Origin of the sequence: Herbaspirillum frisingense GSF30 (assembly GCF_000300975.2) — a bacterium.
GTDB classification, from domain to species: Bacteria; Pseudomonadota; Gammaproteobacteria; order Burkholderiales; family Burkholderiaceae_D; genus Herbaspirillum; species Herbaspirillum frisingense.
Map to the genome: position 1 here is coordinate 12,894 of NZ_AEEC02000023.1, position 26,326 is coordinate 39,219.

Annotated in this window: 22 protein-coding genes; 12 read left to right on the forward strand and 10 right to left on the reverse strand. The window is 62.7% G+C overall.

The window, feature by feature from the left end; all coding sequences use genetic code 11:
* Nucleotides 1-51: 51 nt before the first annotated feature.
* Entirely contained in the window at nucleotides 52-1,245 is a 1,194-nt protein-coding gene (earP, locus tag HFRIS_RS15835) for an elongation factor P maturation arginine rhamnosyltransferase EarP (RefSeq protein ID WP_006464415.1), read from the reverse strand.
* Nucleotides 1,246-1,421: 176 nt separating this feature from the next.
* Here earP and HFRIS_RS15840 point away from each other — a divergent pair, with 176 nt between their 5' ends.
* Nucleotides 1,422-1,898, forward strand: a complete 477-nt coding sequence (locus tag HFRIS_RS15840) for a MarR family winged helix-turn-helix transcriptional regulator (protein ID WP_167331828.1) — start codon at nucleotides 1,422-1,424, stop codon at nucleotides 1,896-1,898.
* A 242-nt stretch (nucleotides 1,899-2,140) separates the two neighbouring features.
* Nucleotides 2,141-2,575, forward strand: coding sequence for an organic hydroperoxide resistance protein (locus HFRIS_RS15845; protein WP_006464419.1), 435 nt, complete (start codon nucleotides 2,141-2,143; stop codon nucleotides 2,573-2,575).
* 98 nt (nucleotides 2,576-2,673) lie between these two features.
* On the opposite strand, the gene HFRIS_RS15850 is transcribed toward HFRIS_RS15845, so the two are convergent.
* The 6 genes from HFRIS_RS15850 to HFRIS_RS15875 form a co-directional block, all read right to left on the reverse strand.
* Nucleotides 2,674-3,234, reverse strand: a complete 561-nt coding sequence (locus tag HFRIS_RS15850) for a DUF2867 domain-containing protein (protein WP_006464421.1) — start codon at nucleotides 3,232-3,234, stop codon at nucleotides 2,674-2,676.
* Nucleotides 3,235-3,296: 62 nt separating this feature from the next.
* A complete protein-coding gene (gene cydX / locus HFRIS_RS24935; protein WP_006464422.1) occupies nucleotides 3,297-3,467 on the reverse strand; it encodes a cytochrome bd-I oxidase subunit CydX in 171 nt (56 codons plus the stop codon).
* Between the two features lie 36 nt (nucleotides 3,468-3,503).
* The gene (cydB, locus tag HFRIS_RS15860) at nucleotides 3,504-4,643 is read right to left on the reverse strand and encodes a cytochrome d ubiquinol oxidase subunit II (RefSeq protein ID WP_006464423.1); all 1,140 of its coding nucleotides are present in this window, start codon (nucleotides 4,641-4,643) and stop codon (nucleotides 3,504-3,506) included.
* Nucleotides 4,644-4,670: 27 nt separating this feature from the next.
* A complete protein-coding gene (locus tag HFRIS_RS15865; protein ID WP_006464424.1) occupies nucleotides 4,671-6,293 on the reverse strand; it encodes a cytochrome ubiquinol oxidase subunit I in 1,623 nt (540 codons plus the stop codon).
* Nucleotides 6,294-6,299: 6 nt separating this feature from the next.
* Nucleotides 6,300-6,590 carry a hypothetical protein gene (locus HFRIS_RS15870; protein ID WP_006464425.1) on the reverse strand — a complete coding sequence of 97 codons (291 nt, stop codon included), beginning with the start codon at nucleotides 6,588-6,590 and terminating at the stop codon, nucleotides 6,300-6,302.
* A 5-nt stretch (nucleotides 6,591-6,595) separates the two neighbouring features.
* The gene (locus HFRIS_RS15875) at nucleotides 6,596-7,165 is read right to left on the reverse strand and encodes a GbsR/MarR family transcriptional regulator (RefSeq protein WP_006464426.1); all 570 of its coding nucleotides are present in this window, start codon (nucleotides 7,163-7,165) and stop codon (nucleotides 6,596-6,598) included.
* Between the two features lie 469 nt (nucleotides 7,166-7,634).
* On the opposite strand from HFRIS_RS15875, the gene HFRIS_RS15880 reads away from it, so the two are divergent.
* Entirely contained in the window at nucleotides 7,635-8,789 is a 1,155-nt protein-coding gene (locus HFRIS_RS15880; protein WP_006464427.1) for an AI-2E family transporter, read from the forward strand.
* On the opposite strand, the gene HFRIS_RS15885 is transcribed toward HFRIS_RS15880, so the two are convergent.
* Nucleotides 8,728-10,209 (reverse strand): heavy metal sensor histidine kinase, encoded by a 1,482-nt coding sequence (locus HFRIS_RS15885; RefSeq protein WP_006464428.1) that lies wholly within the window; start codon nucleotides 10,207-10,209, stop codon nucleotides 8,728-8,730. The genes HFRIS_RS15880 and HFRIS_RS15885 overlap by 62 nt on opposite strands.
* Nucleotides 10,206-10,877, reverse strand: coding sequence for a heavy metal response regulator transcription factor (locus HFRIS_RS15890; RefSeq protein WP_006464429.1), 672 nt, complete (start codon nucleotides 10,875-10,877; stop codon nucleotides 10,206-10,208). Before HFRIS_RS15890 ends, HFRIS_RS15885 begins: the two co-directional genes overlap by 4 nt.
* Nucleotides 10,878-11,069: 192 nt before the next feature.
* On the opposite strand from HFRIS_RS15890, the gene msrP reads away from it, so the two are divergent.
* The 9 genes from msrP (at nucleotide 11,070) to HFRIS_RS15940 (ending at nucleotide 24,869) form a co-directional block, all read left to right on the forward strand.
* Nucleotides 11,070-12,038, forward strand: coding sequence for a protein-methionine-sulfoxide reductase catalytic subunit MsrP (msrP, locus tag HFRIS_RS15895; RefSeq protein ID WP_006464430.1), 969 nt, complete (start codon nucleotides 11,070-11,072; stop codon nucleotides 12,036-12,038).
* A 13-nt stretch (nucleotides 12,039-12,051) separates the two neighbouring features.
* Entirely contained in the window at nucleotides 12,052-12,711 is a 660-nt protein-coding gene (locus HFRIS_RS15900) for a protein-methionine-sulfoxide reductase heme-binding subunit MsrQ (RefSeq protein WP_006464431.1), read from the forward strand.
* 71 nt (nucleotides 12,712-12,782) lie between these two features.
* The gene (gene msrA, locus HFRIS_RS15905) at nucleotides 12,783-13,490 is read left to right on the forward strand and encodes a peptide-methionine (S)-S-oxide reductase MsrA (RefSeq protein WP_006464432.1); all 708 of its coding nucleotides are present in this window, start codon (nucleotides 12,783-12,785) and stop codon (nucleotides 13,488-13,490) included.
* A gap of 79 nt (nucleotides 13,491-13,569) precedes the next feature.
* Nucleotides 13,570-15,291, forward strand: a complete 1,722-nt coding sequence (locus HFRIS_RS15910) for a tetratricopeptide repeat protein (protein ID WP_006464433.1) — start codon at nucleotides 13,570-13,572, stop codon at nucleotides 15,289-15,291.
* Between the two features lie 332 nt (nucleotides 15,292-15,623).
* Nucleotides 15,624-22,670 carry a TolC family protein gene (locus HFRIS_RS15920; RefSeq protein WP_006464434.1) on the forward strand — a complete coding sequence of 2,349 codons (7,047 nt, stop codon included), beginning with the start codon at nucleotides 15,624-15,626 and terminating at the stop codon, nucleotides 22,668-22,670.
* Between the two features lie 139 nt (nucleotides 22,671-22,809).
* Nucleotides 22,810-23,661: a hypothetical protein gene (locus HFRIS_RS15925; protein WP_006464435.1), complete on the forward strand. Its 852-nt coding sequence runs from the start codon at nucleotides 22,810-22,812 to the stop codon at nucleotides 23,659-23,661.
* Nucleotides 23,662-23,670: 9 nt separating this feature from the next.
* On the forward strand, nucleotides 23,671-24,060 hold the full coding sequence (locus HFRIS_RS15930) for a hypothetical protein (protein ID WP_006464436.1): 390 nt from the start codon (nucleotides 23,671-23,673) through the stop codon (nucleotides 24,058-24,060).
* A gap of 4 nt (nucleotides 24,061-24,064) precedes the next feature.
* Entirely contained in the window at nucleotides 24,065-24,439 is a 375-nt protein-coding gene (locus HFRIS_RS15935) for a helix-turn-helix domain-containing protein (protein WP_006464437.1), read from the forward strand.
* Nucleotides 24,440-24,533: 94 nt separating this feature from the next.
* Nucleotides 24,534-24,869: a helix-turn-helix domain-containing protein gene (locus HFRIS_RS15940; protein WP_006464438.1), complete on the forward strand. Its 336-nt coding sequence runs from the start codon at nucleotides 24,534-24,536 to the stop codon at nucleotides 24,867-24,869.
* Nucleotides 24,870-24,903: 34 nt separating this feature from the next.
* On the opposite strand, the gene HFRIS_RS15945 is transcribed toward HFRIS_RS15940, so the two are convergent.
* Complete coding sequence (locus HFRIS_RS15945) at nucleotides 24,904-26,136, reverse strand: MFS transporter (RefSeq protein WP_006464439.1); 1,233 nt, start codon at nucleotides 26,134-26,136, stop codon at nucleotides 24,904-24,906.
* Between the last annotated feature and the right edge of the window lie 190 nt (nucleotides 26,137-26,326).

A 26,326-nucleotide genomic window follows, 5' to 3' on the forward strand; every position in this document is an offset into this window, starting at 1 on the left:
CCGCAAGCCCACGTACGATTGAATGCCAAACTGCGTTAAAACTGTAGCCCGCTATTTTAACCCATTTTCAGCGCTGTTCCACTCTTGCTCGACCAGCTGACGGGCGAAGCGGAGCAAATTGTCCATCCAGTCGCCATTTGCCAACATCTCCTGCAGCCACTGCCCTGCAGCCTCGGTCACGACCGGCAGTTCGGTCTGCAGCGCGCGCCAGTTGGCATGCCAGTCGAGTTTGCCGGGATAGGCGCCGTTCCAGGCCCGGTTCAGGTCGGCAACGGCAGCCGTGGCAGGGTGGTAGATCTTCAGGAAGGCGTTGAGCTTGATATGGTGAAGGTTCTTGTCCTGGTGATAGATATTCCAGATGAAGGGCTTGCCGGCCCACTGGGCGCGTACGAAGGAATCTTCACCCCGGACAAAATTGAGGTCACAGCTCCAGAGCAGGCGGTCGTAGTCGGTCTGGGCCACGAAGGGCAGCACCCGCACGCTCAGGGCGCCGCGCGTGGCGCCTGCGCCGGGAACCATGGGGGCAGCCAGGAAATCCTCGACCACGGCGCGACCCACGCCTTCGGGGACGAGGCAGGTGACCGGCACCGGTGAATCTTGCCAGCTTGCAAACAGTTCGCGGATGGGCGCGTAGTCATAGCAGAACAGCGAGACCTTGCAGGCTTGCGCCTCCTGGGCTGTCACGCCCAGGCGCGCCAGCAGGGCGGGACCTGCGTTGCTGGCCAGGAAAGCCTGCCGTTGCGCTTCCAGTCCGGCCTCGACCGTGAGGCCGCCGGTACGCTGGTTGAAGCCGGGGAAGAAGAAATATTTGGTCAGCTTCAGCGAACGATGCGGGGAGGGCAGGGTGTGGCACCCCTCGACCCAGGTTTCGGCCGACAAGCCTTCCAGGTTGAACCAGACCGGCTTGACCGGACGCTGTGCCATGGCCTCTACGTAGCCAGGCGGGATCTCGCAGCCGAAGAACTCGATGACGATATCAGCCACGTCGGCTGGCCCATAATGGCCATCCTGCCCGCGCCAGTGCTGCACGGTCACGCCGGCCAGCTCCTGGGTGGCGGCATCGGTCTGCACTTCCGGCCAGATGCGGCGAAAGCTGACCAGATCATCGACCCACAGGCGCACCGCCAGGCCATGTTCATGCGCCAGTTGCCGCGCCAGCCGCCAGCAGATGCCGATGTCCCCATAGTTGTCGACGACCTTGCAGAACAGGTCCAGGGAGTGCAGGGGATTGCGGGCGGCAGGCATAGGGCGGGTCAGGGAACGGAGATAGATGGTAAGCAGATAAACAGCAGCAGGGCTGCATGATACCCATTTGTGGAGACGGAAGTTGCACGGCAGTTGTATGGCCTTGAACAACACACTCAAGATTTTTCAAATTAAATCGCTTGCAATTTAATTTTGAGCGGTTTAATATTCGATCCATGGACAAGACGCACACAACGACGCTACCGGATGCCTTGATCGACGAAGCCCTGCTTCTCGACAACCAGCTCTGTTTCGCGATGTACTCTGCGTCGTTGGCAATGACCAAGGCCTACAAGAAGATCCTGGCGCCGCTGGACATCACCTACCCGCAATACCTGGTGATGATGGTCTTGTGGGAAAGGGATCAGGTAACCGTATCGGAGCTGGGCAGCCGCCTGTTCCTGGATTCTGGTACGCTTACCCCGCTGCTCAAGCGCATGGAAACGATGGGTTTGTTGCATCGTAACCGCGACGCCGGTGACGAGCGCCGGGTGGTGGTGAGCCTGAGCGATGCCGGCCGCGCCCTGCGCGAAAAAGCCAAGGCCGTGCCGCTGCAGATGAGCTGCATGTTGCCCTCGCTGGATCAGGTCAGGCAGCTTGTGGTGGAACTGAAGGAAGTCCGCAAGGGTTTGTATGGCGCCGAAGAGCAGTGATCGCACCTGTTACGCTGGCTTTTATATTGTGCGCAATAATATAGTGAATTATTTATAGCATTATCGCAGCAGGCAGCAAAACGAAAGCATCACACGTCATTCACGCATCACGCAGTAGCAGAAGTCGCTGAAGTAGCAGGATGATTTAGCAAGTCGATGGTGATCGAAAGCGAATCTTTCGACGCCATGCCCCTCAAACGGAACCCGCTAGGGTTTTAACCTGAACATTGAAAGGAAAGACCATGCCCTCCAACAAGATCGAAAAAGCCCTGTACACCGCCACCGCTACCGCTACCGGCGGCCGTGAAGGTTCTGCCAAGTCCTCCGACGGCGTCCTGGACGTCAAGCTGTCGACCCCCAAGGAACTGGGCGGCGCCGGCGGTAACGGCACCAACCCGGAACAACTGTTTGCCGCCGGTTATTCGGCTTGCTTCCTGGGCGCGCTGAAGTTCGTCGCCGGCCAGGCCAAGGTTGCCCTGCCGGCTGACGCCAGCATCACCGGCAAGGTCGGCATCGGCCAGATCCCGGGCGGCTTCGGCATCGAAGCCGAGCTCAACATCTCGCTGCCGGGCGTGGACAAGGCCGTGGCGCAAGACCTGGTGAACAAGGCTCACCAAGTCTGCCCGTACTCCAACGCCACCCGCGACAACATCAACGTGACCCTGAACCTGGTCTGATCCGTTGATGCAAGCGCTTCCCTTTACGGGAAGCGCGGATGAAAAAATCGCCGCTGCGACTTCGGTCCCAGCGGCGATTGTCGTTTGCGGCTTGCCGGTCAGTCTGCCCGACCAGGTGCCCGCAGCAACCCTTGCAGCAGGGTGCGGGCCACGCAACGGTGGAAGGGCATGATTGCGGCCAGATAAAACTCGCCCAGCCAGCGCTTGGTTCGTACGACGGTGGTGACGGTCAGCCACTGGTCGCCGACATCGTCGATATCGCCGACATTGCCGACCTCATTGGCATCACTGGTCGCCTCCACAGCATGGCCGGATGACTTTTCCACACAGAGACGGAAGTCGAGGTGGCTGTCATCGAGCCCCATCACCACCCGGCGCGGCTCGGCCATCAGCAGCGGGAAACCCGCCGGTGCGCCGTTGTCCGATGCGCGCTTCAAGCCCAGCGGTGCCACCAGTCGGTCGCGCAGCGCCAGCAGGGCGCTGATCCAGGCCGGTTGCGCGGCCATCATCCTGGCGGTGATCTCGGTAGTGTTCAACTGTGCCAGTTGCGGCGTAAGCCGGATGCGGAAGCTGTCGGCGAAACCGGCGCCGGGCAGCAGGGCCCAGTGGCGGGGGGCAGGAGCGATCTCTTCGGTGTGCTGGAAGCGCGATGCAGGCATGATGACCTCGAAGCGGGTTGAAAAAAAGCCGGTAGCAGGGCTACCGGCTTGCTCCTCCGAGCCTACTTGCCGTTGCGCCGCTGCTTTTCCGCCGCGCGGGCGCTGGCGAAGCGCTCGTGGGTTTCCTCAGCCTTGCGGCGCCCGAAGGCGTAGTTGGCCTCCAGCCACATGACATTGATGATGCCGAAGGCCAGCGCCAGGCCAATGCCGAGTATCCAGGCGAAATACCACATGATGTTCTCCTTGTTCCAGTTTGCGATTGCGCGCAATCAATACGCCGTATGTTCGTTGTCGTGAATGTCCTTGGCCGTGACCTTGCCCTTGACCACGCGATACACCCAGCCGGTGTAGAGAATGATCAGCGGCAGGAAGATCAGCACCATCCAGAACATCAGGCCCAGGGTCTTGTGGCTGGATACCGAATCCCACAGGGTCAGGCTGCTCTTCGCATCCAGCGAGGAAGGCATGATGAAGGGGAACAGCGACATGCCGGCGGTCAGGATGATGCCGGTCACCGACAGGCCGCTGGCAACGAAGGCCAGGCGGGCACTGCGCACCATGGCCAACAGCGCTGCCAGCACCGCACCGGCCACGCCCAGCGCCGGGAACAGCTTGGTCACGGGCCACTTGGCGTAGTTGTCGAACCAGGCGCCCGCGACCACTTCCACGGTCTTGGCCAGGGGAGTGAAGGCACTGTTGGCATCCGGCATGGAGGTGATGCGGTAGCCCGGCATCTGGGCCACCCAGAAGCCGCCGGCCACGAACAGCAGGACGGTCGCCAGGGCGGCGCCCATGATGGTCTTGCGCGAACGTTCGGCCACCACGGCATCGGTCTTGACGAAGGCAAAGGCGGCGCCATGCATCAGCAGCATGGCCACCGACAACAGGCCGGCCAGCAGGCCGAAGGGGTTCAACAGGGCGAAGAAGCTGCCGGTGTATTCGACCCGCATGGTGTCGTCATAGTGGAAGGGAACACCCAGCAGCAGGTTGCCGAAGGCTACGCCACAGATCAGCGGCGGCACGAAGCCACCGATGAACAGGCCCCAGTCCCAGGCATTGCGCCAGCGCGGATCGGCCACCTTGCTGCGGTAGTCGAAACCGACCGGGCGGAAGAACAGCGAGAACAGCAACACCATCAGGGCGATGTAGAAGCCCGAGAAGGCGGTGGCATACACCAGCGGCCAGGCCGCGAAGGTGGCGCCGCCGGCGGTGATGAACCAGGTCTGGTTGCCTTCCCAGGTGGGGCCGATGGAGTTGATCAGGATGCGCCGTTCGGTATCGGTGCGGCCGGCAAAGGGCAACATCATGCCCACGCCGAAGTCGAAGCCGTCGGTGAGCGCAAAGCCGATGATGAGTACGCCGACGAAGGCCCACCAGATCAGCTTGAGTGTTTCGTAATCGAAGATCATTCTGCTTTCCTCATTTCTTCTGGTGGCTTAGTGGCTGCCGGCATTGGCCGACGGATTCAGGGGCGGCGGCAGGACATCGTCGGGGCCGTTTTCGCGGCCCTTGGTTTCCCAGTGGTATTGGCCGGTATGCAGGCTGCTGGGGCCAAGGCGGGCATACTTCACCATCAGGATCATTTCCACCACCAGCAGGAAGGTATAGAACAGGATGAAGCCGGCCAGGCTGAAGTAGAGGCTGCCCGGCTGCAGCGAGGAGGCCGACAGGTGGGTCGGCAGGATGCCGGCAATGGTCCAGGGCTGGCGGCCGTATTCGGCTACGATCCAGCCCAGTTCGGCGGCGATCCAGGGCAGCGGGATAGCGATCACGGCCAGGCGCAGCAGCCAGCGTTGCGGAGCCAGTTGCTTCTTGGCCAGGAACCAGAACGAGGCGGCGAAGATGAACAGGAACAGGAAGCCCAGCGCCACCATGCCGCGGAAGGCCCAGAACAGCGGCGCGACCTTGGGGATGGTGTCGTTCACAGCCATGCTGATCTGCTCCGGCGTGGCATCGACCACGTTGTTGGTGTACTTCTTCAACAGCAGGCCGTAGCCCAGGTCCTTCTTGAGCTTGTCGAACTCGGCGCGGGCTTCGGGCGACTTGTCGCCGGACTTCAGCCGGGTCAGCGCGGCATAGGCCAGCATGCCGTTGCGGATGCGGACTTCATGCTCCTTCTTCAGATCCTTGATGCCCAGCACCTGGGTATCGGCCGAGCGGGTTGCGATCAGGCCCAGCACGTAGGGAATCTTGACGGCGTAGTCGGTGCGTTCTTCCTTGTCATTGGGCAGGCCGAAGAGAGTCAGACCGGCCGGGGCAGGGTGGGTGTCCCACTCGGCTTCGATGGCGGCCAGCTTGACCTTGTTGACTTCACCGGCGGTGTAGCCGGATTCATCCCCCAGCACGATCACCGAGAGCGTGGCGGCCAGGCCGAAGCCTGCAGCCACCGCAAAGGAGCGCAGCGCGAAGGCGGTGTCGCGGGCCTTGAGCAAGTACCAGGCGGAGACGCCCAGCACGAACATCGATGCCGTCACGTAACCGGCGGCCACGGTGTGTACGAACTTGACCTGCGCCACCGGGTTGAAGATCACCTCGGTCATGCTGACCAGTTCCATACGCATGGTCTCGAAGTTGAATTCCGCGCCCACCGGATTGTTCATCCAGCCGTTGGCGATCAGGATCCACAGCGCCGACAGGTTCGAGCCCAGCGCCACCAGCACGGTGACGATCAGGTGCTGCTTGCGGGAGAGCTTGTCCCAGCCGAAGAAGAACAGGCCGACGAAGGTCGATTCGAGGAAGAAGGCCATCAACCCTTCGATGGCCAGTGGCGTGCCGAAGATGTCACCGACGTAGTGCGAATAGTAGGACCAGTTGGTGCCGAACTGGAATTCCAGGGTGATGCCGGTGGCCACGCCCATGGCGAAGTTGATGCCGAACAGCTTGCCCCAGAAGCGGGTCATGTCCTTGTAGATCTGGTTGCCGGTCATGACGTAGACCGACTCCATGATGACCAGGATCCAGGACAGGCCTAGCGTGAGGGGAACGAACAGGAAGTGATAGAGCGCCGTGACGGCAAACTGCAGCCGTGACAGCGAGACGACTTCATCGATGGGGACCATGTTGGGTTACTCCGGTTGTTTTGTGGCTTCAGGTAATGCGGAATTGGCTGGGCTTGAGGAACTGGCGGGAAGGGGGAGAGCGCCCGGCGTGGCGGCCGGCGACGGCGCCAGCATGCGCTGCTCCACGCTTTGCAGCGGCATGCGCATGTGCTTGGCTTCGGGATGGGCGAAGAAGGTCTTGGCCAGGACCGTGATCAGGCCGATCTTGATGATCAGCAGCAGGGTGATCTCGACGCCCAGCGGTAGCTGGGTCAGGCGTGGCCATTGCCATTTGCGGGGTGTTTGCGTGACTTGCATGACGCTTATTCCTTCTCGTTGGCGCCGCCGACGCGGAACTTGTCGCGTACATCGAGCAGCTTCTTGACCTTGGAGCCCATCTTCATCAGCGATACCAGTGTTTCGGGCGACAGGCGCTGGACGTCGTCGAACCAGGAACTGGACAGTTCGATCAGTTCATACATCTCGCGCATGCGCTTCTGGACTTCCTTGTCGTCGCGTCCGCCAGGCGACTCCAGCAGGGCGTCGCGCAGCATGGACAGGGTGGGTTCGATCTCGCGGCGGCGGCGTTCTTCCAGCAGCACCTTGAAGATGTCCCAGATATCGCCGGGCGGTTCGAAGTATTCACGCCGGTCGCCCGGCTTGTGCAGCAACTTCACCAGGCGCCAGGACTGCAGCTCCTTGAGGCCCATGCTGACGTTGGAGCGCGAAAAACTGAGGTACTCGGCAATCTCGTCGGCATTGAGTGCCCGCCCGCAGATGTAGAGCAGGGCGTAGATCTGGCCGACCGTGCGATTGATGCCCCAGCGGCTGCCCATTTCGCCGAAATGGCTGATGAAGCGCTGCATGAGCGGGCTGAGTACGTTGTTTTCCATGTTCGTATATTTTGAAATTTCAGTAATTACTGAAATTTAAAACAATTGCTTGTCCCATCGCAATGTCAGGCAGTTGCGTAATTCCTGATAACAGTCATCACGGATGAGAATGACCCGCTCCCGGCGCGGTTGTGCGGGGAGGTGGTGGTCTGCGGTGCTCGACGGGGGTGTGAACGAAACGTCACGAAAGCTTCGCGTCCTGTGGACTTCCCGGTTCCTCAAGACGCGGCCCAGTGTTGCGCTGCATGAAGTTATTTTCACTCTTTCCTACAGCTACTGAAGAATTTGGCTGATACGAAACCTGACGCGGATCAAATAAGGTCCATTTGCAGCTCATCCGTAGGATCGATGAGTCGTGCCGTGGCTGGCGCAGTCATTATGGCCAGAGGCGCAGCATGTCGGCCGGGAGGGGTTCCATGCTGCACGGCTGTACGGCTGCATGGCCTTTCCATTTCCGAGGATGAATTTTATGCTGGGTTTCGATTTCCGCGTGGCCAGGATCGTCTGGACCGTCTTCCTGGTGGCGTTGCTGCTCTACGTCACCTATACCATTTCGGCCACCGTGCTGGTGCTGGTGTTCGCCGTCTTCTTCAGTTATCTGGTCTATCCGTTGGTGGAGCAGATCGAACGGGTGCGTCCGCCCAGGGTGCCGCGCACGGTGTCCATTGCCGTGGTGTTCGTGCTGGCCATCGGCATCGTGGCGGCGGTGGCGACCATTTTCGGCGCGCGTATCCAGGAGGAGGCGTTGCGCCTGTCCGAGCAGTTGCCGGCACTGCTGCGCTCCAATGACGCAGTGGCCAAGCTGCCCTTGCCGGGCTTCGCCGAGCCCTTGCGCGCCCGCATCCTGGGCTTCGTGCGCGACCAGTTGGCCAATGGGACCGACCAGGCCATGCCGCTGGCCAAGCAGTTCGGTGTGGGCGTGATGCACGCGGCCAGCAACCTGATCTACCTGGTGCTGGTGCCGGTGATCAGCTTCCTGTTGATCAAGGAGGCGCCGGCCATGCGCGACGAGATGCTGTCCTGGATGAACCGTTCCAACCGCAAGCTGTGGGACGGCATCATCAAGGACCTCGACGTGCTGCTCTCGCGCTACGTGCGGGCCTTGCTGTTCCTCTCCATTGCCACCTTCGTGGCCTATAGCATCGCCTTTTCGTTGATGGGTGTACCGTACGCGATGTTGCTGGCAGGCCTGGCGGCGGTGCTGGAATTCATCCCCTTCGCCGGGCCGCTGGCGGCCAGTGCGGCGGCGCTGGTGGTGGCCGGTTTCAGCGGTTATGACCACCTGCTGTGGCTGGTCGGCTTCATCGTGGCGTATCGGGTGTTCCAGGACTACGTGCTCAATCCCTATCTGATGAGCGAGGGGGTGGAAGTGAGTCCGCTGATGGTGATCCTGGGCCTGCTGGCCGGTGACCAGCTGGGTGGGGTGGCCGGTATCTTCCTGTCGGTGCCGGTGATGGCAGCGCTCAAGATCATCTTCACCCGCGCCTCGGCGGCGCAAAAGCTGCGTCGCGAGGCCGAAGCCCGCGAGGCCGAACTGGCGGCGCAGGCTGCGCAGGAGTCACTCAGCTCGCCGCAGGCTGAAGAGGTGGTGGCAGTGGTGCCTGCGTCGCCGGCGCGAAGCTGAGGTTGAGGCGTATCCAGCCCGGTTGCGGGCTGGATACGGTGGCCGTGCCTCTGTGCAGGGCCATGATGGCCTTGACGATGGCCAGGCCCAGGCCGTTGGATTCGGTAAAGGCGCTGCGTGAGCGGTCGCCACGGTAGAAACGGTCGAACATGCGCGCCATCACCTGCGCAGTGACCGCGTCGCTGCGGTTGTCCACCAGGATGTGGCTGCCGTTGGCATCGCTCTCGGCGGCGATGCGGATGACGCTGTCGGCCTCGCCATAGCGCACCGCATTGATGACCAGATTGCTCACGGCGCGGCGCCACATGACCAGGTTGGCATGGCATGTGCCCTGTGCCTGCAGTTCGAAGCGCATGCCGCGTTCATCGGCAATCCCTTCGAAGTAGTCCGTGATCTTGCCCAGTTCTTCCTGCAGGTCGAAGCTGGTGCAGTCCACCGCCAGGGTGGCGTGGTCGGCCTGGGCCAGGAACAGGATGTTTTCGACGATGCGCGCCAGGCGCTGCAATTCTTCCACGTTCGATTCCAGCAACTGCTCGTACTCTTCCGGCGTACGGCGCTGGCCCAGGGCAACCTGGCTCTGGCCCATCAACACATTGATGGGGGTGCGGATTTCATGGGCCAGGTCGCCGGAGAACTGGGCCAGGTGGTCGTAGCCGGCTTCCAGCCGGTCCAGCATGGCATTGAAGGACAGGGCCACGCGACGTAGTTCGGCCGGCATGCCGTGCTGCTCCAGCCGCGCCGACAGGTGGTCCGGGGTGATCTGGGCGGCGCGCTGGCTCATGGCTTCCAGTGGTTGCAGGCCGCGCCGCAGCAGCAGGAAGCCCAGCAGTGCGGTCAGCACGATCGCCCCGGTGGCGGCGCCGGCGATGCGCCAGCGGTAGCTGCGCATCATCTGGTCTTCCTGCACCATCACATAGGCGGCGACGATCTCGACCACTTCTCCATCCTTGCCATCCTTCCCGCCCTTGCCGACATCGGCCAGGGCCGAGACCCAGCGCACGCGCACGCCATCGGCGCGTTCACTGGTCAGCAGGCTGGCCGAGGTGACGGGCGTGCGCACCGGTAGCGGCGTCATGGTGGGCGGCGTGAGATGGTCGGGGTTGCTCTGGATGAAGGGGGCTTCACCCAGGCGCCGGAAGATGCGTACGTCCTGCTCATTGCCCATCATGCTCTCGAAGAGGGCGGGCCGTTGTTCCATCTGCTCGACGTTGTAGAGGTCGTGCATCAGGTTGCGGAAGTGTTCGACGCGACCGATCAGCGCCTGGTCGGCCCGCAGTGACAGGGCGTCGCTGGCGGCGCGGTCGAGGTAGAAACCCAGGCCGGTGACGACCAGGCTGGTCATCAGCGCGAACAGGGCGGTGACGCGGGCGGTCAGGGTCCAGCCACGGACCGGCGGCGACACCGGAGCGGCGGCGTTCATGGCTCCTCGGAGAACATGTAGCCGACGCTGCGCACGGTGTGGATCAGCTTCTTTTCGAAGGGCGCATCGATCTTGGCGCGCAGGCGCTTGATGGCGACGTCCACCACATTGGTATCGCTGTCGAAGTTCATGTCCCAGATCTGGGATGCGATCACGCTGCGCGACAAGGCTTCGCCCTGGCGCTTGATGAGCAGGTGCAGCAGCATGAATTCCTTGTTGGTGAGCGCGATGTGGATGCCCTGGCGCGTGACCTTGTGGCGGATGTGATCGAGTTGCAGGTCGGCGATCTCGTAGACTTCGGCTTCGCGGGTGACGCCACGTCGAAGCAGGGTGCGGATGCGCAGCACCAGTTCGGTGAAGGAGAAGGGTTTGACCAGGTAGTCGTCGGCGCCCAGTTGCAGGCCGCGGATACGGTCGTCGACATGGTCCTTGGCGGTCAGGAAGAGGACCGGCAGGTCGCGCTTGCTGCGCAGTGCGCTCATCACCTGCCAGCCGTCCAGGCCGGGCAGCATCACGTCCAGCACCACCAGGTCGTAATCCTGTTCCAGCGCCAGGTGCAGGCCGTCGGTGCCGGTGCGGGCCAGGTCGACGACATAGCCGGATTCGCGCAGGCCCTTGCGCAGGTAGTCTCCGGTCTTGGGGTCGTCTTCGATTACCAGGATGGCCATAGGGGAGTGGTGTGCCGCTGCAAAGGCGGGCAAGATGCAGGAAAATGCTGTTGATTCTAGCAATGGCGGACTTTTTCTTCATGACAAAATTGTCATGAAATTGCCACCTGACTGTCACCGCCTGACTTTTACCATGGCTTCACATCGGCAAGGCCCAGACCTTGCCTCCACCCTTTTTTGCCGGAGCGCACCATGCTGATCAAGATTCGTCCCGACCAGATCGAGATTCCGACCGCATCCGAGATCACGCCGCAGGATGTCTATCTGTCGCGCCGCAGCTTCATGGCCCGCGTGGCGGCCGGTGCGGCGCTGGCCGGCGGCATGGGCGCGCTGCCGCAGGCTTTTGCCCAGCAGGGGCGCAAGCTGCCGGCCAAGCTCAATAACGCCTACGCGGTGATGGACAAGCAGACTGCCTACAAGGACGCCACCAGCTACAACAACTTCTACGAGTTCGGGACCGACAAGGCCGACCCGGCCAAGAACGCCGGGACTCTGAAGACGGCGCCCTGGACCATCGACATCGAAGGCGAGGTGAAGAAACCCTTCACTTTAGACCTTGATGCACTGACCAAACTGGCCCCGCTGGAAGAACGTATCTATCGCCTGCGCTGCGTCGAAGGCTGGTCGATGGTGATCCCCTGGATCGGCTATTCGCTCTCGGCCCTGATCAAGAAGGCCGAGCCGACCGGCAATGCCAAGTACGTCGAATTCGTCACCCTGGCCGACAAGAAGCAGATGCCCGGCATCAGCGATCCCATCCTGAACTGGCCCTACCGCGAAGGCCTGCGCATGGATGAAGCCAATCACCCGCTGACCCTGCTGACGCTGGGCATGTACGGGGAAGTGCTGCCCAACCAGAACGGTGCGCCGGTGCGCATCATCGTGCCGTGGAAGTATGGCTTCAAGTCGGCCAAGTCCATCGTCAAGATCCGTTTCGTCAAGGACGAGCCCAAGACTGCCTGGAACATGTATGCCCCCCAGGAATACGGCTTCTATTCGAACGTCAATCCGAACGTTGACCATCCACGATGGTCGCAGGCTTCCGAGCGCCGCATCGGCGAGGATGGCTTCTTCGCGCCCAAGCGCAAGACCCTGATGTTCAACGGCTATAACGACGTGGCCAGCCTCTACAGTGGCATGGACTTGCGCAAGTTCTTCTGATCCTGGACCGCCCATGCCGCTCGCTCCCGCCGTTCTCCGCAATCTGAAACCACGCAGCGTCACGCTGCTGTGGTGGGTATTCCTGGCGCTGACCCTGGTACCGCTGGCGCGGCTGGTGGTGTTCGGCTTTACCGGCGGGCTGGGGGCCAATCCGCTGGAATTCATCACCCATAGCACCGGCGACTGGACGCTATATCTGTTCTGCATCACCCTGGCCGTGACACCCCTGCGCAAGATCACCGGCCTGAACTGGCTGGTCCGCATGCGGCGCATGCTGGGGCTGATGGCCTTTTTCTACCTGTGCCTGCACTTCACGACCTTCGTCTGGTTCGATCACTTCTTCGACCTGGGCGAGATCTGGAAGGACATCGTCAAGCGGCCTTTCATTACCGTCGGCGTGCTGGCGCTGGTGCTGACGATTCCGCTGGCCATCACCAGCACCAATGGCATGGTGCGCCGCCTGGGCGGCAAGCGCTGGCAGGCGCTGCACCGGCTGGTGTACGTGATCGTGCCGCTGGGCGTGCTGCATTACTGGTGGGACAAGGCCGGCAAGAACCTGATCGCCCAGCCGCTGCTGTTTGCCGTGCTGGTCGCGCTGATGCTGGCCCTGCGTCTGTTCTGGCGCAAGGGCAGGGCGCCGGCCGGGCAGGCTTCTGCAAGTTCGCGTCCCTGAGCCGGCCTGGCTTGGGCGGCGCGGCTGCCTACAATTCTTTCTTGTCTGATCGACCGTACCGGAGATTCACCATGACCATCCTGAAACCTGCCGCCCTGGCTTCGGCCGCCTTGTGCCTGGCGCTGGCCTCGTTTGCTTGCCTTTCGACAGCCCATGCCGCGGAGGCTGCCGTGGCGGTGCCAGCCCCGGCTGGCAAGGCAGTGCTGGGCTCGACCGCCAGCAGTGAGACCGTGGTGCTGGCCGGTGGATGCTTCTGGGGCGTGCAGGGGGTGTTCCAGCATACCCAGGGCGTATTGAAGGCAGTTTCCGGCTATGCCGGCGGCAAGTCCGATACCGCCAGCTATTCCATGGTCAGCTCTGGTACCACCGGCCATGCGGAGGCGGTGCAGGTGACCTATGATCCGCGCAAGATTTCCTTCGGTCAGCTGCTGCAGATCTATTTCTCGGTGGCGCACGATCCTACCCAGCTCAATCGCCAGGGCCCGGATCAGGGCACGCAATATCGCTCGGCCATCTTCACCGCAAGTGACGAGCAGAAGCAGGCGGCCCAGGCCTACATTGCACAGCTCAACGCGGCCAAGGTGTTTTCCGCACCGATCGTGACCCAGGTGGCGCCCCTGCAGGGCTTCTACCGCGCCGAGGATTACCATCAGGACTACGCCACCCTGCATCCCAACCAGCCCTACATCGCCTACAACGACCTGCCCAAGATCGGCAACCTGCAGAAGATGTATCCGGCCATCTACCGCGCCGATCCGGTGCTGGTGTTCAAACGCTGACATCGCCCCGCCAGCTGGCGTTCGCCCCCGTGGCGGGCAGGGATGAGACAATACGCCCGTTTGTCTCCCTTGCCCCGTCATGAATTCACACGCCACTCTCCAGCTCGCCCTCGACCATTTCGACCTGCAGGACTACGCAGCTGCCGAGCAATCGCTGTTTGCCTTGCTTGAACAGCATCCGCAGCACAAGGATGCGCTGCACCTGCTGGGTAGCGTGGCGGCCGCGCAAGGACGTTTCGAGGAGGCTGCGCTAGCCTGGCAGCAGGCGCTGCGGCTGGTCGAGCCGGACAGCGAGGAAGCGCTGGCCCTGCGTTATCGCCTGGGCCGCGCCTTCTATGAACAGGGGCGCTTTGAAGATGCCTTCCTGCTCTATCGTGATCTGATCGAGGCGGGCCATCAGCAGGCCGAATTCTTCGTCGCCGCAGCGGCCGCCCTGCAGGCATTGTCACCTTCCGGCAAGAATGACCGACAGGCGCTGGCCTTGCTGGAGGAGGCCCTCCAGCGCAATCCCGAACAAGCCGACACCTGGCATCGCAAGGCATTGCTGCATGAGCGCGCCGCTCAATGGGCGGCGGCGCGCGACTGCATCCACCAGGCGCTGCGCCTGAACGATCAGTCTGCGCAGCTCTGGCTGGCCGCCGGACTGATTGAGCACGCCCTGGGCGCCTATGAGGAAGCGCTGCGCTACTACGATCAGGCCCTGATTCTCTCGCCCGAGCTGGTGGACGCCCACGTCAGCCGCGGTACCACGCTGGCCCGCCTGCGTGACCATGAGGAGGCCATCGACAGCTATCGCCGTGCCCTGCGCATCGATGCGGGAGATGCCGACGCCCACGTCAACCTGGCGCTCTCCCTGCTTGCCCTGGGCCGGCTGGAAGAGGCGCTGCCATTGTACGAATGGCGCTGGGAAGGACGCGGTGCCGACCCTTACCGGCATGCGACGATTCCGGCCTGGAACGGTGGCAGCAGCTTGCAAGGCAAGCGTCTCCTGCTGTGGGCCGAGCAGGGGCAGGGCGATACCATCCAGTTCAGCCGGTACGTGCTGCAGATGGTCGGGGCTGGTGCCGAGGTCGTGCTGGAGGTGCCGGCCAGTCTGCTGAGGCTGATGCACGGCTTGCCCTGCGCCGCAAGCATCCGCCTGGTGGCGATGGGACAGGCCTTGCCGGAGGTCGACTTCCAGTTGCCCTTGATGAGCCTGCCGCTGGTGTGCAATACCTCCCTGGCTTCTATCCCGGAAAGCTTTCCAGGTTCGTCCTACCTGGCGCCGGAGGCTGGCATGTGCAGCAAATGGGAGACCCGCATTGCAGCGCTCGCTCCCCGTGCAGCCGGACGCGTGCGCGTCGGCGTGGTGTGTTCCGGCAATGCTGGCAACGTCAACGATGCGCGCCGCTCTATCGCCCTCGAACGCTTTGCCACGCTGGAGCAGGCGCGTGGCGGACTGGATTTCTTCGTGCTCCAGCCTGACCTGCGCGACGCCGATGCCCAATGGCTGCGGCAGGCTGGTCCCGGCTGGCATGACCTTGGTGCCGACATCGGTGATTTCGCCGATACCGCCGCCGCTTTATCCTGCATGGATCTGCTGATCAGCGTCGATACTGCCGCCGCCCACCTGGCCGGTGCGCTCGGCCGGCCGGTGTGGGTCGCCTTGCCGCATGCGCCCGACTGGCGCTGGTTCCTGCAGCGACATGATTCCCCCTGGTATCCAACAGTCCGCCTGTTCCGTCAGCAGCAGGCCGGCGCCTGGGATGACGTGATCGGTATGCTGCGGGCCGCATTGGCGATCGAAAATTTCAAGGCTTGAGGATCGGCCAGTGCCGGGAACGGCTGGTGTCCTTGATCCGGGCTTTCGCCGTGCGACCTGAACTTTCTTGGCATTTCTCGAAAAATTACGAGAGTGCGAGAACATTTCTGCCCCAATAGACAATTCGTCACTTCGCGCATTTCCGCGATCATCCAAGACCCATTCTTGTCCTTGTCGTCGCCTGCTACCGACCGGCTACAGTGAACCTCCGAGCGCGTTGTCGGAACCCGCTGACCGGTCGCAATTTCCGCTTTGCCCAGCGCCCGAGGCGCGCCGAGGAAGCGAACTGCGCGACATCCTGTGTGGACAAGACCAACAGGAAATGATCGCACATGAACGACCACACCAAGCAACGCGCCCCCCGCTCCCTGCAGACCGGCCTGACCACCCCGCGCAGCCGCATCACCCGACTGGCGGCCACAATCGCGCTGGCCTTTGCCGGCTGGACCAGCCAGGCCGACGCCACCACCCTGGGCGACCTGGTCAGGCAGGCCGCCTTCAACAATCCGTCCGCACTGGCGCGCCAGCGGGCCGCCGAAGCGGCGGCGGACGCCGTCTCGTCCGCACGCTGGCAATTCTTCCCTACGCCTTCGCTCTCTGTGGAACGTGCCGGGATGACCAGTTCCCGTGATATCTCCTACAACGGCGACGACACCGTCGTTACGATGCGCCTGCAGCAGACCTTGTGGTCCGGTGGTCGCCTGTCCGGTCAGCTGGAGCAGGCCGGCCACAATCAGCAGTCGGCCGAAGAAGCCTTGCGCGAGCAACGTTTCCGCCTGGCCGAGCAGGTCATTTCGCAATACAGCCTATGGGTGCGCTCCGACCTGGCTGCGGCCGCCAACCAGAAGAACCTGAAAGCGCTGGAAGATTTTCTCGCACAAAGCCTGCGCCGGGAGAAGGAAGGCGCTGCCGCCCAGGTCGACGTCACGCTGGTCCGTGGTCGCCGCGACCAGGCCATCACCGATCTGCTGGGAGCCAAGTCCAGCCGCGTGTCGGCACGCCTGCAACTGGAGCAATTGGTCGGGCTACCCCTGAGCGACGAAGAACTGCGGGCCGACGTCGACAAGCAGATGATCGGTGAGGACCTGCCCCTGCTGACCGAAGCCATGCTTGACAGCAGCCCCGTGCTCAAGCGGCTGTTCGCCGACGACGCGGTGTCGGCCACGGATCCCTTGACCACGCCCACGGTCGATGACTACCACAATATCGGCCTGGTCAACCCGGTAGCCGATGCGACAGGTCATCGCGCATCGTTGGTCACCGCAGACAATCTTGAATCAGTCAATGCGGCCTTGCGGACCCCCACCATCAACGCGGCCCAGGCCGACACGCCCGCCCGCCTGAAGGATGTGGTGCAGGCGTATCAGGCCATCCTGTCCCGCGCCAACGGCGCTCTGCCGGATGGCGACATCGCCCTGACCGCGTCCCAGTTCAAGGCTATCGGGGCGGCGATTGATGGCGTCACCACGGCAGTAGGCAAGAACACCGATGGTGCGGTACTGAGCCTGTTGGACGGTGTCATCGCCGGCAAGCAGGCCGCCGATGTGAAGACCCCCGCCGGGATCAATGCCCTGGGTGTGCTGGTCAACAAGATCATGGCCCAGGCCCAGTCCAATGATGAAGCGCCCCGTCTGACGGCGGCAGAATTGCAGCAATTGGGCCTGACTACCGCCAGCGGCACTGCGCTCACGGCAGAAGAGCCGGCAGCCATTGCCGCAGTACTGTATGCCATCCGTGCCGGTGCCGATGATGGCAGTGACGTCAACACGCTGGCCAAGCTGCAGGCGGTGGTCGCCAAGGCGGCGACGGCCTACCACAAGATTCAGGTCTATGCCGATCTGACCAGCGTGCCGGGCGGCTTCCCGGAAGATAGCGGCCGGCCTACTGCCGACGACTTCAAGGCCATGGGCCTGAAGCTACCGGCCAGCGTGGAGGCCGACAAGGCCATCGGCGCCGCTGGCACTCTGCTGACTGCGGCTTTCGGCGCGGCGCAGATTGATACGCCGGCCAAGCTCCAGAGCATTCTGGACAACTGGGACAAGCTGTTCGCCCTGGTCAACGGCAAGGCGGACACTCCCGCGCTGACTGACGCCACGCGAGTTTCATTCAGCGCCTTGCTGAGCGGTGTGGGTGTCGTTGTCGATGCCAAGATTTCGCCCACCGCGCTGGATGTCCTGCAGACCGCATTGGACAGCCAGTCCAATCAAAGCGTGATGAACACCCCGGTCAAGCTCGAGGGCATGCTCAGTACCGCCCAGTCCTTGTTGGCATTGCCTGGCAAGCGCCAGGTATTTGCCGCAGAGCGGTTGCCTGCGCATCTTGTCGCCGCCGATCTGGTGGCGCTGGGTGTGGTGCAACCTGGTGTCTCTGACGGGGCTGCTGCTGCTGTCCTCAGTGCGGTGTCGGGCCAGCCCGGCAGCGCAGTCGACAGTCTGCTCAAGCTGCAGGGTGTGGCGAGCCTCGCCACCAAGGCTCAGGCCAAGATTGCCGCGTATGCCGAAGATAGCGCCAAGCCGGTGCCGACCGCGGGCGATTATCTTGCTGTCGGCCTGGTCAAGGCCGATGGCTCTGCATTGGTGAGCGCCGACAATCTCGGCGCCCTGAACAGTACCCTGGCCAGTACCGCCATTACCGGCGCATTGGCCGCCGACCCGGCCAGGCTCAAGACCATGATCGATGCCTACGCCGGCATCATCAGCGGTGTCATGGTGGGCGGGGCGGCGCCGGCGCTGAATGACTACGCCAGCGTCGGCCTGTCCGGTCTGACGGCGCAGAACAAGAGCTTGCTGGATGGGGCCATCCAACTGCTGGGCGTGGAAAAAGTGAAAGATCAGGCACAGTTGCAGAAGGCCGCGCAGGCGGTGGTCAAGATTGCCGCACTGGCCGATGGCAATGCCAATTCCGCCAGCGCACTGCCGGTGGCCGATGACTACGCGGCGCTGGGCCTGAACATGGGGCGTTCCAGCACCGCCAGCGACGCCGATGGGTCCGGCGCAGCGCTGCTGGGCCATGCCATTGATGCCATGCCACTGGCCAACGTGAACACCACGGCCAAACTGCAGGCGATACTGGACGCGGTCAACAAGCTCATGGACAGTGCCGCGCGCCTGCCGGGTGCCGCCATGCCCGTCAGCGATGACCTCAAGTTGCTGGGCATCGACATTTCCGCCAGGACGCCTGCCCAGCAAGGCGCCATCCTGGCCGCCATCGGCACCAGCGGCACGGACGGCAGCCAGATCAAGAGCATCGCCGCCATCAACGCGCTGGTGCAGAAGGCGGTGGATGCATTGGCCAAGATCAGTGCCTATGCGCAGGACAATACCGGCGCATCCTTGGGCGTACCGACGGTGGAGGACTACACCGCCATGGGCGTCTTTGGTGTTAGCAGCGCCAGTCTGTCGCCCATCAACGCCGCACTGGCGACCTCGGCGGTGAACGCCGCGCGCGCCGCCACACAACCGCTGGTGCAGGGGATTGCCAATGCCTATCTGAAGATTCTGGCCGCCGCCGACGGCACCCGCGCCGACCCTGATCCGGTCGGCAGCGCCAGCGTTCCGTCCGTGGCCGAACTGGAACTGCTGGGTGTCAACGTATCGTCGACCACGGATGCCAACCGCATCAGCCTGCTGTCGACTGCGCTGGACGCCATTACGGCCGACAAGGTCGATACACCCGCAGACATCGATCTGATCAGTCTGTCTGCCGGCAAATTGATAGCTGCTGCGGCGCGGCCCGATGCTGCCGCCCTGTTGACGATAGAGGATTTCACCAACCTCGGCGTGCAGGGCCTGGACGCCGCCTTCCTGTCCAATGTGCAGGCGTTGGTGGGGTCCCACGACGTCTCGCAGATGAATACCAGTTCCCTGCTGCAGGGTCTGGTCGATGGCCTGCTGAAAGATCTGAAGGTCATTCGCAACTATGCCGATGGGGTGGCCAACACCGACGCCTCGCTGGGTCCGGTCGCCAGCGTACTCGTACCGACCGTTGAGAACTATGCCCGCGCCGGCGTCAAGGACGTGGACGCGACCATGCTTCCCTTCATCAATGCCTCCGTGAAGGCGCTGGCCAGTTCCAGCCTGGTAGATAGCAAGGCCAAGCTGCAAGCCATTGTGCAGGCCTACCAGCATGTGCTGCAAGGTGCCGACGGCGTGCCGGGCAACCTGGTCAGTGGCATCACCCGCGCCGAACTGTTGCGGATCGGCGTACCGGCCGACAAGCTGCGCGATCCGTCGGCCCCGGGCCTGTCGAAGGACGAGGCGGCACTGGCCAAGGCGACATTCTCCTTGCTCACCTCGGCGCTGGATGCGCAACCCGCCGACAAGAGCACAGTGGCCACGCCGGCCAAGATTGCCGACCTGGCCGCCATCGCCGGCCGCGTGGCCGCATATGCGGCGGGGGACGCCACCGTCGCCGCGCCTACCAGCAGCGATCTCAGTGCCCTGGGAGTGAAGAACATCCTGCCGCAGACCGACGGCTCCATGCCCTCTACGGTGGCGCTGATCAACAGTGGCCTGAAGTCCGTCAACGCCGCCGATCTGTCCACGTTGAACCTGCAGAAGATCCAGACCATGGCGACCGCCGCCGCCAAGGTACGCTCGTTGGCCGGTTCCGATGGCATTATCCCGGACGCGAACCGCCCAGCCGCCGATGCCATGAATGCCGATGGCACGCCGCAGGCTGGTGCGCCGCTCACCTACGGCGAGTTCCGCGCCCTGGGCATGGACATCAACAATGCGCCTGCCAACCTGAAGCTGCTCAACGATGTCCTCGACAACGCACGCAACTTTGCGTCCGTATCCGACCTGGGCAAGATCACTTCGATGAAACTGGTCGACATCGTCAATCGCGTGATGCGCCAGGCCGATCTGGATGCGACCCCGAACGCCACCTCCGCCAGCATCTCCTTGTCTGAATGGACGGGTCTGGGCCTGGTCGGTACCGGCACCGCGCCGGAAGTCAGTGCCACTACCCTGAACGCGCTCATGGCAGCGATCAAGGCGCTCACGCCGGCCGACGTCGATACGATGGCCGAGCTCAAGTCGGTGGCTGCAGCGGCCCGCGCCGCGCAGGACAAGATCAGGCAGTACGCCGATGCACAGACATCGGGCGCCGTGGCGCCGGCCGGTTCTGACCCGATGACGCCGGTCGCCAAGGACTTCGCCGACATGGGTGTGAGCGGCATCAGCAACTTCAAGACGCCGACGCCAGATCGTTCTGATGGTATGCCAGCCGGACTCTTCACGGTGCTTTCGGCCCTGGCGACCAGTTCGGTCGATGGCAAGCGCACTGCCACCGCCGACCTGGTGCAGGGCATCGTCGACAGCGCCAACAAGCTGCTGGCATTGGCCGATGGCCGTGCCAATACGCCGGCCAACCAGCCGTCGCTGGAAGACTTCCGCCTGTTGGGCGCCGATCTGTCCAGTCTGGGCAAGGCTGCGATCAAGACCGACTACCTGTCACTGCTCGACTCCGTGATCGACCGCATGACGGCCGACAAGGTCGATACCCCGGCCGAGATCCTTGCCTTGGCCACGCTGGTTGCGGGCGTGCTGGATTGCGCCGGCGGGCAGGGCGGGGCGCTTCCAACGCGCGCTGATCTGGAAAGACTGGGTGTGACCGGGTTGAAGGACAACAACATGCCCGCCGTGCTGGCTGAATTGCTCCAGCTGCCATTGGACAAGCTCTCCACCATCAATACCTTGCCCGGCTTGCAAAGCCTGGTGGACAAGGCCAACGCGGCGCAGGACAAGATCCGCGACTATGCCGCCGATAGCACCAAGCCCTTGCCGACCGCGCAGGATTACGCCGACATGGCGGTGGTTCTGCCGATCAGCCCCAAGGCAGTGGCCGACAGCATCCTGGCGGCCACCAACCAGGCCCTCGCATCCGCTCCGATCGGCGCTGACCAGGCCAATACGCCCGACAAGGTACAGACCATCGTCAACAGCTATGCCAAGCTGTTGCAACTGGCCGATGGCAGTGTCAATGCTGCTGCCGAGGCGATGCCTACCGTACAGGATTTCGTCAACGTCGGTGTCGACAAGGCGCTCACTGACAAACTGGCAGGTACTTCCAATCTGCTGCTGCTGAACCAGCTGATCGACGGCGCCGCCAATACGGCTATCCGCTTTTTTCATCAATCCGGTACCTCTGTCCGGGGCGGTGAAATCCAAGTCTTGATGCCGAACGCTACCAGGCTGATGTTAGAGGGATTGGGCTCGTACTTGAACCCTAATATGGATCTCTACGTCCTGCAAGCTAACGAAAACCTGAGGACCCGAGGGCCAGACCTTGATGTCGGCAATATCCGCCTGTTCTATCAGGTGACGACCAACATCGAAAGTTCGGCGCCGACGATCAACGTGACCTACGACGGCACGAAGGCCAGCGAGGGTGACGCCATCGCGCTCTACGAGGGCGACAAGGAGCTGGTTCGCAGAACGTTGGGCAAAGGCGACGTCGGCAGAGCCGGGATCACGTTAGGGCTGACTGTCGAGAACAACCTGTCGTCCGGCAAGCACGTGATTGCGGCCAAGTTCATCGATATGGCCGGCAATACGGTCAGCTCGAACGATGTGCCGGTCACGATTGCGGAGGGGCTGGCCGCGCCGGTGGTGACCAATCTGCGGATCACTGGTGAATCCGGAGTTCCCCAGGCCATCAATGACTCCCTGACCAAGTACGCAATGATCACTGAGCTACCGAGCACTTCCACCGGGAAAATCGCGCCGGAGCAGAATGTGATCTTCTCCGGCACGGTGGGCACGCCCGGAAGCAGCGGCGAAGAGTATGAGATTCAGGCCGTCATGGGGAACAGGATCATGGCGTTCGGAAAGGTCAAGGCGGGTGATTTTTCGCTGAAGGCTCCTGCCAATACCCTCGAGCCGGGCCTTTACAAGGACGTGAGGTTCGTCGTCACCAATATTTCGGACGGCGTCAACAATGGGCAGACGCTTTGGATCAAGAACCATACCGCGGCCTGGTACTGGATCCCGCAAAGCCTAAGGGATTTGAGCGGTGGGGCCGGCGATGACGTCATTCCGCTGGGTACCACCGAGAAGGGCCAGGGTACCAACATCCAGACAGGCGCCGGCAAGGACACCTTGATAGTCGGGGATTACCGTAATGCCACCGACAAGAGCAAGCTGGCCGCCACCATCACGGACTTCTACCTGGGCCAGGACAAGGTATCCATCTTCGGGCAGACGGTGACCAAGGCCAACCTCGACAGCTACGTCAAGGCATCGTCGTTTGGAGGTCTTTCCACCAAGCTGGCGATCGATCTGGATGGTGCCGGTCCCGGCACGACCATCTACAACCTGTACCTGCAGAACGTGCAGTACAACCCCAACAGCATCGCGACCATCTTTGGAGTGTGAATGTAGCAAGTATCGATAAGAGGCAACCTCGCCAGCGCATCGGATCGACCGGCGCGCTGGCCACACCACGGGACGGCCGCGACAGGGCAGCCGTCCACGGATTTCAATCAAGAACGTCAATCAAGACTTAGGAGAAAAAATGGCAGGCCATTCCACCGACGCAGATGATCAAAATTTCTGGCCCGGGTTCGTCGACTCGATGGTCAACATGGTCATGTACCTGCTCTTGCTGATCGCCATCCTCGCCATGGCGGTGATGTACTTCTCGATGAAGGCGCGCGACGAGGCCTACGAGAGCAAGACCGCCAAGATCGAGGCACAGGGCCAGGCTTCGGAGAAGCCGCATGCGGGTGACAAGGAAGAAAAACCGGTGGTGCCCAGCCCCGATGACCTGCATGCCCAGATCGAACGCTTGCGGCAGACACTCAACGAGAACGAAATCCGCTACAAGGCCGATGTCGCCGAACTGAAGGAAAAGCTGCGCGAGAGTGACATGCGCTTCAAGGCCAATGGCCTGTCCAAGGTCGAAAAGCCCAACCAGAAGGAACGTGGCAACAATCTCAAGTCCACCACCGAGGCCGACCTGGCCAAGGAAGGCGCCTCCGAGCGCATACTCGACGCCAGCGGTGCGGCGGGCAGCCTGGACAAGGGCGTGGAAGCGCTGGCCTTGCGTCCGAGCGTGCTGATCGTTCGTTTCCGCCCCGGTACCGTGGACCTGAACCCGCCGGAAGCCAAGCGCATGACCGATACCTTCCTCAGCCACTTCGACTGGAATGCACGTCCCGACCAGACCTTCGTCATCTCCTCCACCGCCGTGGAAGGCCTGTCGGAGTCCAACCGGATGGCCTTCTACCGGGTGGTCGCCGTGCGTAACCACCTGCTCTCCGTGGGTGTCCCGGCGGCCCGTATCCGCCAGCGCATCGAGCCGGTCCCGGCGGCGCGCCAGAGCGGCACAGAGGCGCTGGAAATCCGTATTCAGAAGGTTGAATGAGGATAGCCGATGTCAGATGCAGCAAGTTCCATCGAGGAAGCCCTGGTGGGCAAGACCACCTATACGATCGATGTGAGACAGGCCGGCACTGCGTTGCGCAAGATTCCGATCGAATCGATCAAGGATGTGCGCAGCCTCGGTATCGACCTGCTGCTGGTGCTGCGTGGCGGTGGCCAGATCCTGTTGCGGGAGGGGGCGCTGGATGCACTGGTGAACCCCAATCGCCGCATCGAATTCAGTGATGGGGTGTTGACCTTGCAGCAGATTTTCATGCAGAGCGAACACTTCGACTTTTTCAATTCGGGGTCCAGCATCGACGGCCACCTGCACTTCGTCGATGCCCACAACATGCATGCGCCCGATGCGGTGCATGCAATGTTCTACCCTTTCGGAGGATAAGAAGATGAAGCGAGAGATCGATATCGCACCCACCAAGTCCGTGACCGAAACCAAGGAAGCCATCGGTGAACGGCTCAAGGCGATCCGGTTGACCAGCGGCTTGAACCAGCGTGACTTCGCCAGTCGCCTGGGGACGTCCGGTGCGTATATCAGTTGTGTGGAGCTGGGACACAGCATGCCGGGTGGGCGCTTCCTGCGCACTTTGCATCGTGAGTTCGACGTCAACATCAACTGGCTGCTCAGTGGAATGGAAGCAGAATTGCCGCCGCGCCACGGCTTTCACGTCAAGGGTCTCATCAAGGACTATGTCCGCGCTACAGAACGCGGCAAGTCGCTGGTGATGATGGTGGCGAGTTTTCTGGTCGTCAAGCGCGGCTGAAATTAATGCCTGTGGTCTTGCCGGCGGCGTTGTCAGGCAGGCCCGGCGAGGGATACGGGCAGCGCGCATGGCCTGCCCGTATTGAGGAGAGGACATGTTCAGTGAAGAAATCGGCGGCCGCATCAAGGAGATCCGGCTCGCCAACGGCCTGAGCCAGCGTGAGCTGGGTCAGCGCCTCAATACATCCACCGGACACATCAGCTGGCTGGAAGCCGGCAAGGCCATGCCCGGTGGCGAGTTGTTATTGCAGTTGCATCGCGAACTGGCGGTGGACCTCAACTGGCTGCTGACCGGCAGCGAGCCCGAGGTACTACCGCAGGAGGGAGACAAGGACGTACGGCTGCTGGTCGATCACTACTGCCGTTCGGACCTCCAGGGGCGGGAAATCATCCGCATCCTGGCCGGTTATGCGGGGCGGGACTGCGGCTGAAGCGTGCGGCCAGCCCCGCCGGGCGCGGTGGCGCTCAGCCACCTGCGCCCGGGGCCGCGGTCGTTGCCGTAGTCGCTGCGCTTGTAGCGGCTGCGCGCAACTGCACATCGCGGTTCAATCGCCACACCAGCAAGGAGGCCAGCAAGGTCGTGCCGACGATCACGAAACCGACCACATCGAAGTGGCGCAACTGTCCCTCAGGACCGAGCGTGACGATATGCCCGGCCACCACCGAGGCCAGACCGCCGGAGAGTTGCTGGATCGAAGCACTCACCGCATTGAACGAACCCCGCTGGGTGGGCGAAGGGATGGACGAGACCAGCGCCTGGAACGGAATCATGCGCGAGAAGATCCCCAGGAACAGCACCGCGTTGATCAGCACGATCATCGGTACCGTCACCGGCCCCAGGTGCGTATAGATCAACACCATGATGATGGACAGCACCGCCCCGAAACAGAACACCCGGAACTTGCCGACCTTGTCGGCGGCGCGCCCGATCAGCGGACCGAAAGCGATGGTGCACAGCCCGGTGACCAGATAGACCGTCGGCAGGTGGTGCAGATCGATGCCCAGATTGCCGACCAGATAGGCACTGCTGAAGGGCATGAGCATGAAGCCACCTGTCATCAGCAAGGCCGTCGTGGCGAAGGCAATCAGGTAGCGCGGCTCGGTAATGGTGTGATACAGGTGCATCCATGCGCTGTGCTCCTGCTTGAGCTTCAGGTGACCGTCCACCGGCTGCATCTTCATGCTCACCACCAAGCCCCCGATGGCGCCCAGCGCCGCCATGGCCAGGAAGGGGACATGCCAGTTCCAGGTATTGGACAGGTACAGCCCGATCGGGATGCCCAGCACCTGGCTGGCCGCAAACGAGGTCTGGATGATCCCCATGACACGCCCGCGCAGATGCGGGGCGAACAGATCGGTGGCAATCGCCAGCGTGATGGAACCGATCACACCGCCGAAGAGGCCCGTCACGATGCGGGCCAGCAGCAGACTCTCGAAGCTTTGTGCCAGCCCGCACCAGACGGTGCCGAGCACGAAGCCACCATAGAAGAACAGCAGCAGCCGCTTGCGGTCGAAGCGGTCCGCAAAGCCTGCCGTGAGCAGGCCCGACGCCCCGGCGCTGAAGGCATAGGCTGACACCACCAGGCCGAACTGCTGTGGTGTGATCTGCATGGCCGGCATGATCACCGCGCCCAGCGGCGACATCAGCATGAAGTCCAGGATGACGGCAAATTGCAGGAAGGCCAGCAGGCCGGTCACGGTCTTCTGGTAGCGGGTGAAGCCCGCCGGGCTGGACGGAGTCGGTGGCGTGGAGGGCGTAGGTGGCGTAGGTGGGCGGGCAGGGCGGTTGGCTTGGGGCTGACTCAAAAGGGGCTCCTTGGCGTATCGGTAGGGCAGTTCTGCCGTGTCTTCGCGTCCTGGCCGGCGTGAACGTGGCCGGACGCTGTGT

Coding starts and splice junctions, on each gene's coding strand:
- cydB (WP_006464423.1), bottom strand. CDS start 4,643: ATGATCTTCGATTACGAAACACTCAAGCTGATCTGGTGGGCCTTCGTC.
- msrA (WP_006464432.1), top strand. CDS start 12,783: ATGACCATCCTGAAACCTGCCGCCCTGGCTTCGGCCGCCTTGTGCCTG.
- HFRIS_RS15875 (WP_006464426.1), bottom strand. CDS start 7,165: ATGGAAAACAACGTACTCAGCCCGCTCATGCAGCGCTTCATCAGCCAT.
- HFRIS_RS15910 (WP_006464433.1), top strand. CDS start 13,570: ATGAATTCACACGCCACTCTCCAGCTCGCCCTCGACCATTTCGACCTG.
- msrP (WP_006464430.1), top strand. CDS start 11,070: ATGCTGATCAAGATTCGTCCCGACCAGATCGAGATTCCGACCGCATCC.
- cydX (WP_006464422.1), bottom strand. CDS start 3,467: ATGTGGTATTTCGCCTGGATACTCGGCATTGGCCTGGCGCTGGCCTTC.
- HFRIS_RS15845 (WP_006464419.1), top strand. CDS start 2,141: ATGCCCTCCAACAAGATCGAAAAAGCCCTGTACACCGCCACCGCTACC.
- HFRIS_RS15870 (WP_006464425.1), bottom strand. CDS start 6,590: ATGCAAGTCACGCAAACACCCCGCAAATGGCAATGGCCACGCCTGACC.
- HFRIS_RS15880 (WP_006464427.1), top strand. CDS start 7,635: ATGCTGGGTTTCGATTTCCGCGTGGCCAGGATCGTCTGGACCGTCTTC.
- HFRIS_RS15885 (WP_006464428.1), bottom strand. CDS start 10,209: ATGAACGCCGCCGCTCCGGTGTCGCCGCCGGTCCGTGGCTGGACCCTG.
- HFRIS_RS15940 (WP_006464438.1), top strand. CDS start 24,534: ATGTTCAGTGAAGAAATCGGCGGCCGCATCAAGGAGATCCGGCTCGCC.
- HFRIS_RS15890 (WP_006464429.1), bottom strand. CDS start 10,877: ATGGCCATCCTGGTAATCGAAGACGACCCCAAGACCGGAGACTACCTG.
- earP (WP_006464415.1), bottom strand. CDS start 1,245: ATGCCTGCCGCCCGCAATCCCCTGCACTCCCTGGACCTGTTCTGCAAG.
- HFRIS_RS15865 (WP_006464424.1), bottom strand. CDS start 6,293: ATGGTCCCCATCGATGAAGTCGTCTCGCTGTCACGGCTGCAGTTTGCC.
- HFRIS_RS15935 (WP_006464437.1), top strand. CDS start 24,065: ATGAAGCGAGAGATCGATATCGCACCCACCAAGTCCGTGACCGAAACC.
- HFRIS_RS15850 (WP_006464421.1), bottom strand. CDS start 3,234: ATGCCTGCATCGCGCTTCCAGCACACCGAAGAGATCGCTCCTGCCCCC.
- HFRIS_RS15920 (WP_006464434.1), top strand. CDS start 15,624: ATGAACGACCACACCAAGCAACGCGCCCCCCGCTCCCTGCAGACCGGC.
- HFRIS_RS15930 (WP_006464436.1), top strand. CDS start 23,671: ATGTCAGATGCAGCAAGTTCCATCGAGGAAGCCCTGGTGGGCAAGACC.
- HFRIS_RS15900 (WP_006464431.1), top strand. CDS start 12,052: ATGCCGCTCGCTCCCGCCGTTCTCCGCAATCTGAAACCACGCAGCGTC.
- HFRIS_RS15925 (WP_006464435.1), top strand. CDS start 22,810: ATGGCAGGCCATTCCACCGACGCAGATGATCAAAATTTCTGGCCCGGG.
- HFRIS_RS15840 (WP_167331828.1), top strand. CDS start 1,422: ATGGACAAGACGCACACAACGACGCTACCGGATGCCTTGATCGACGAA.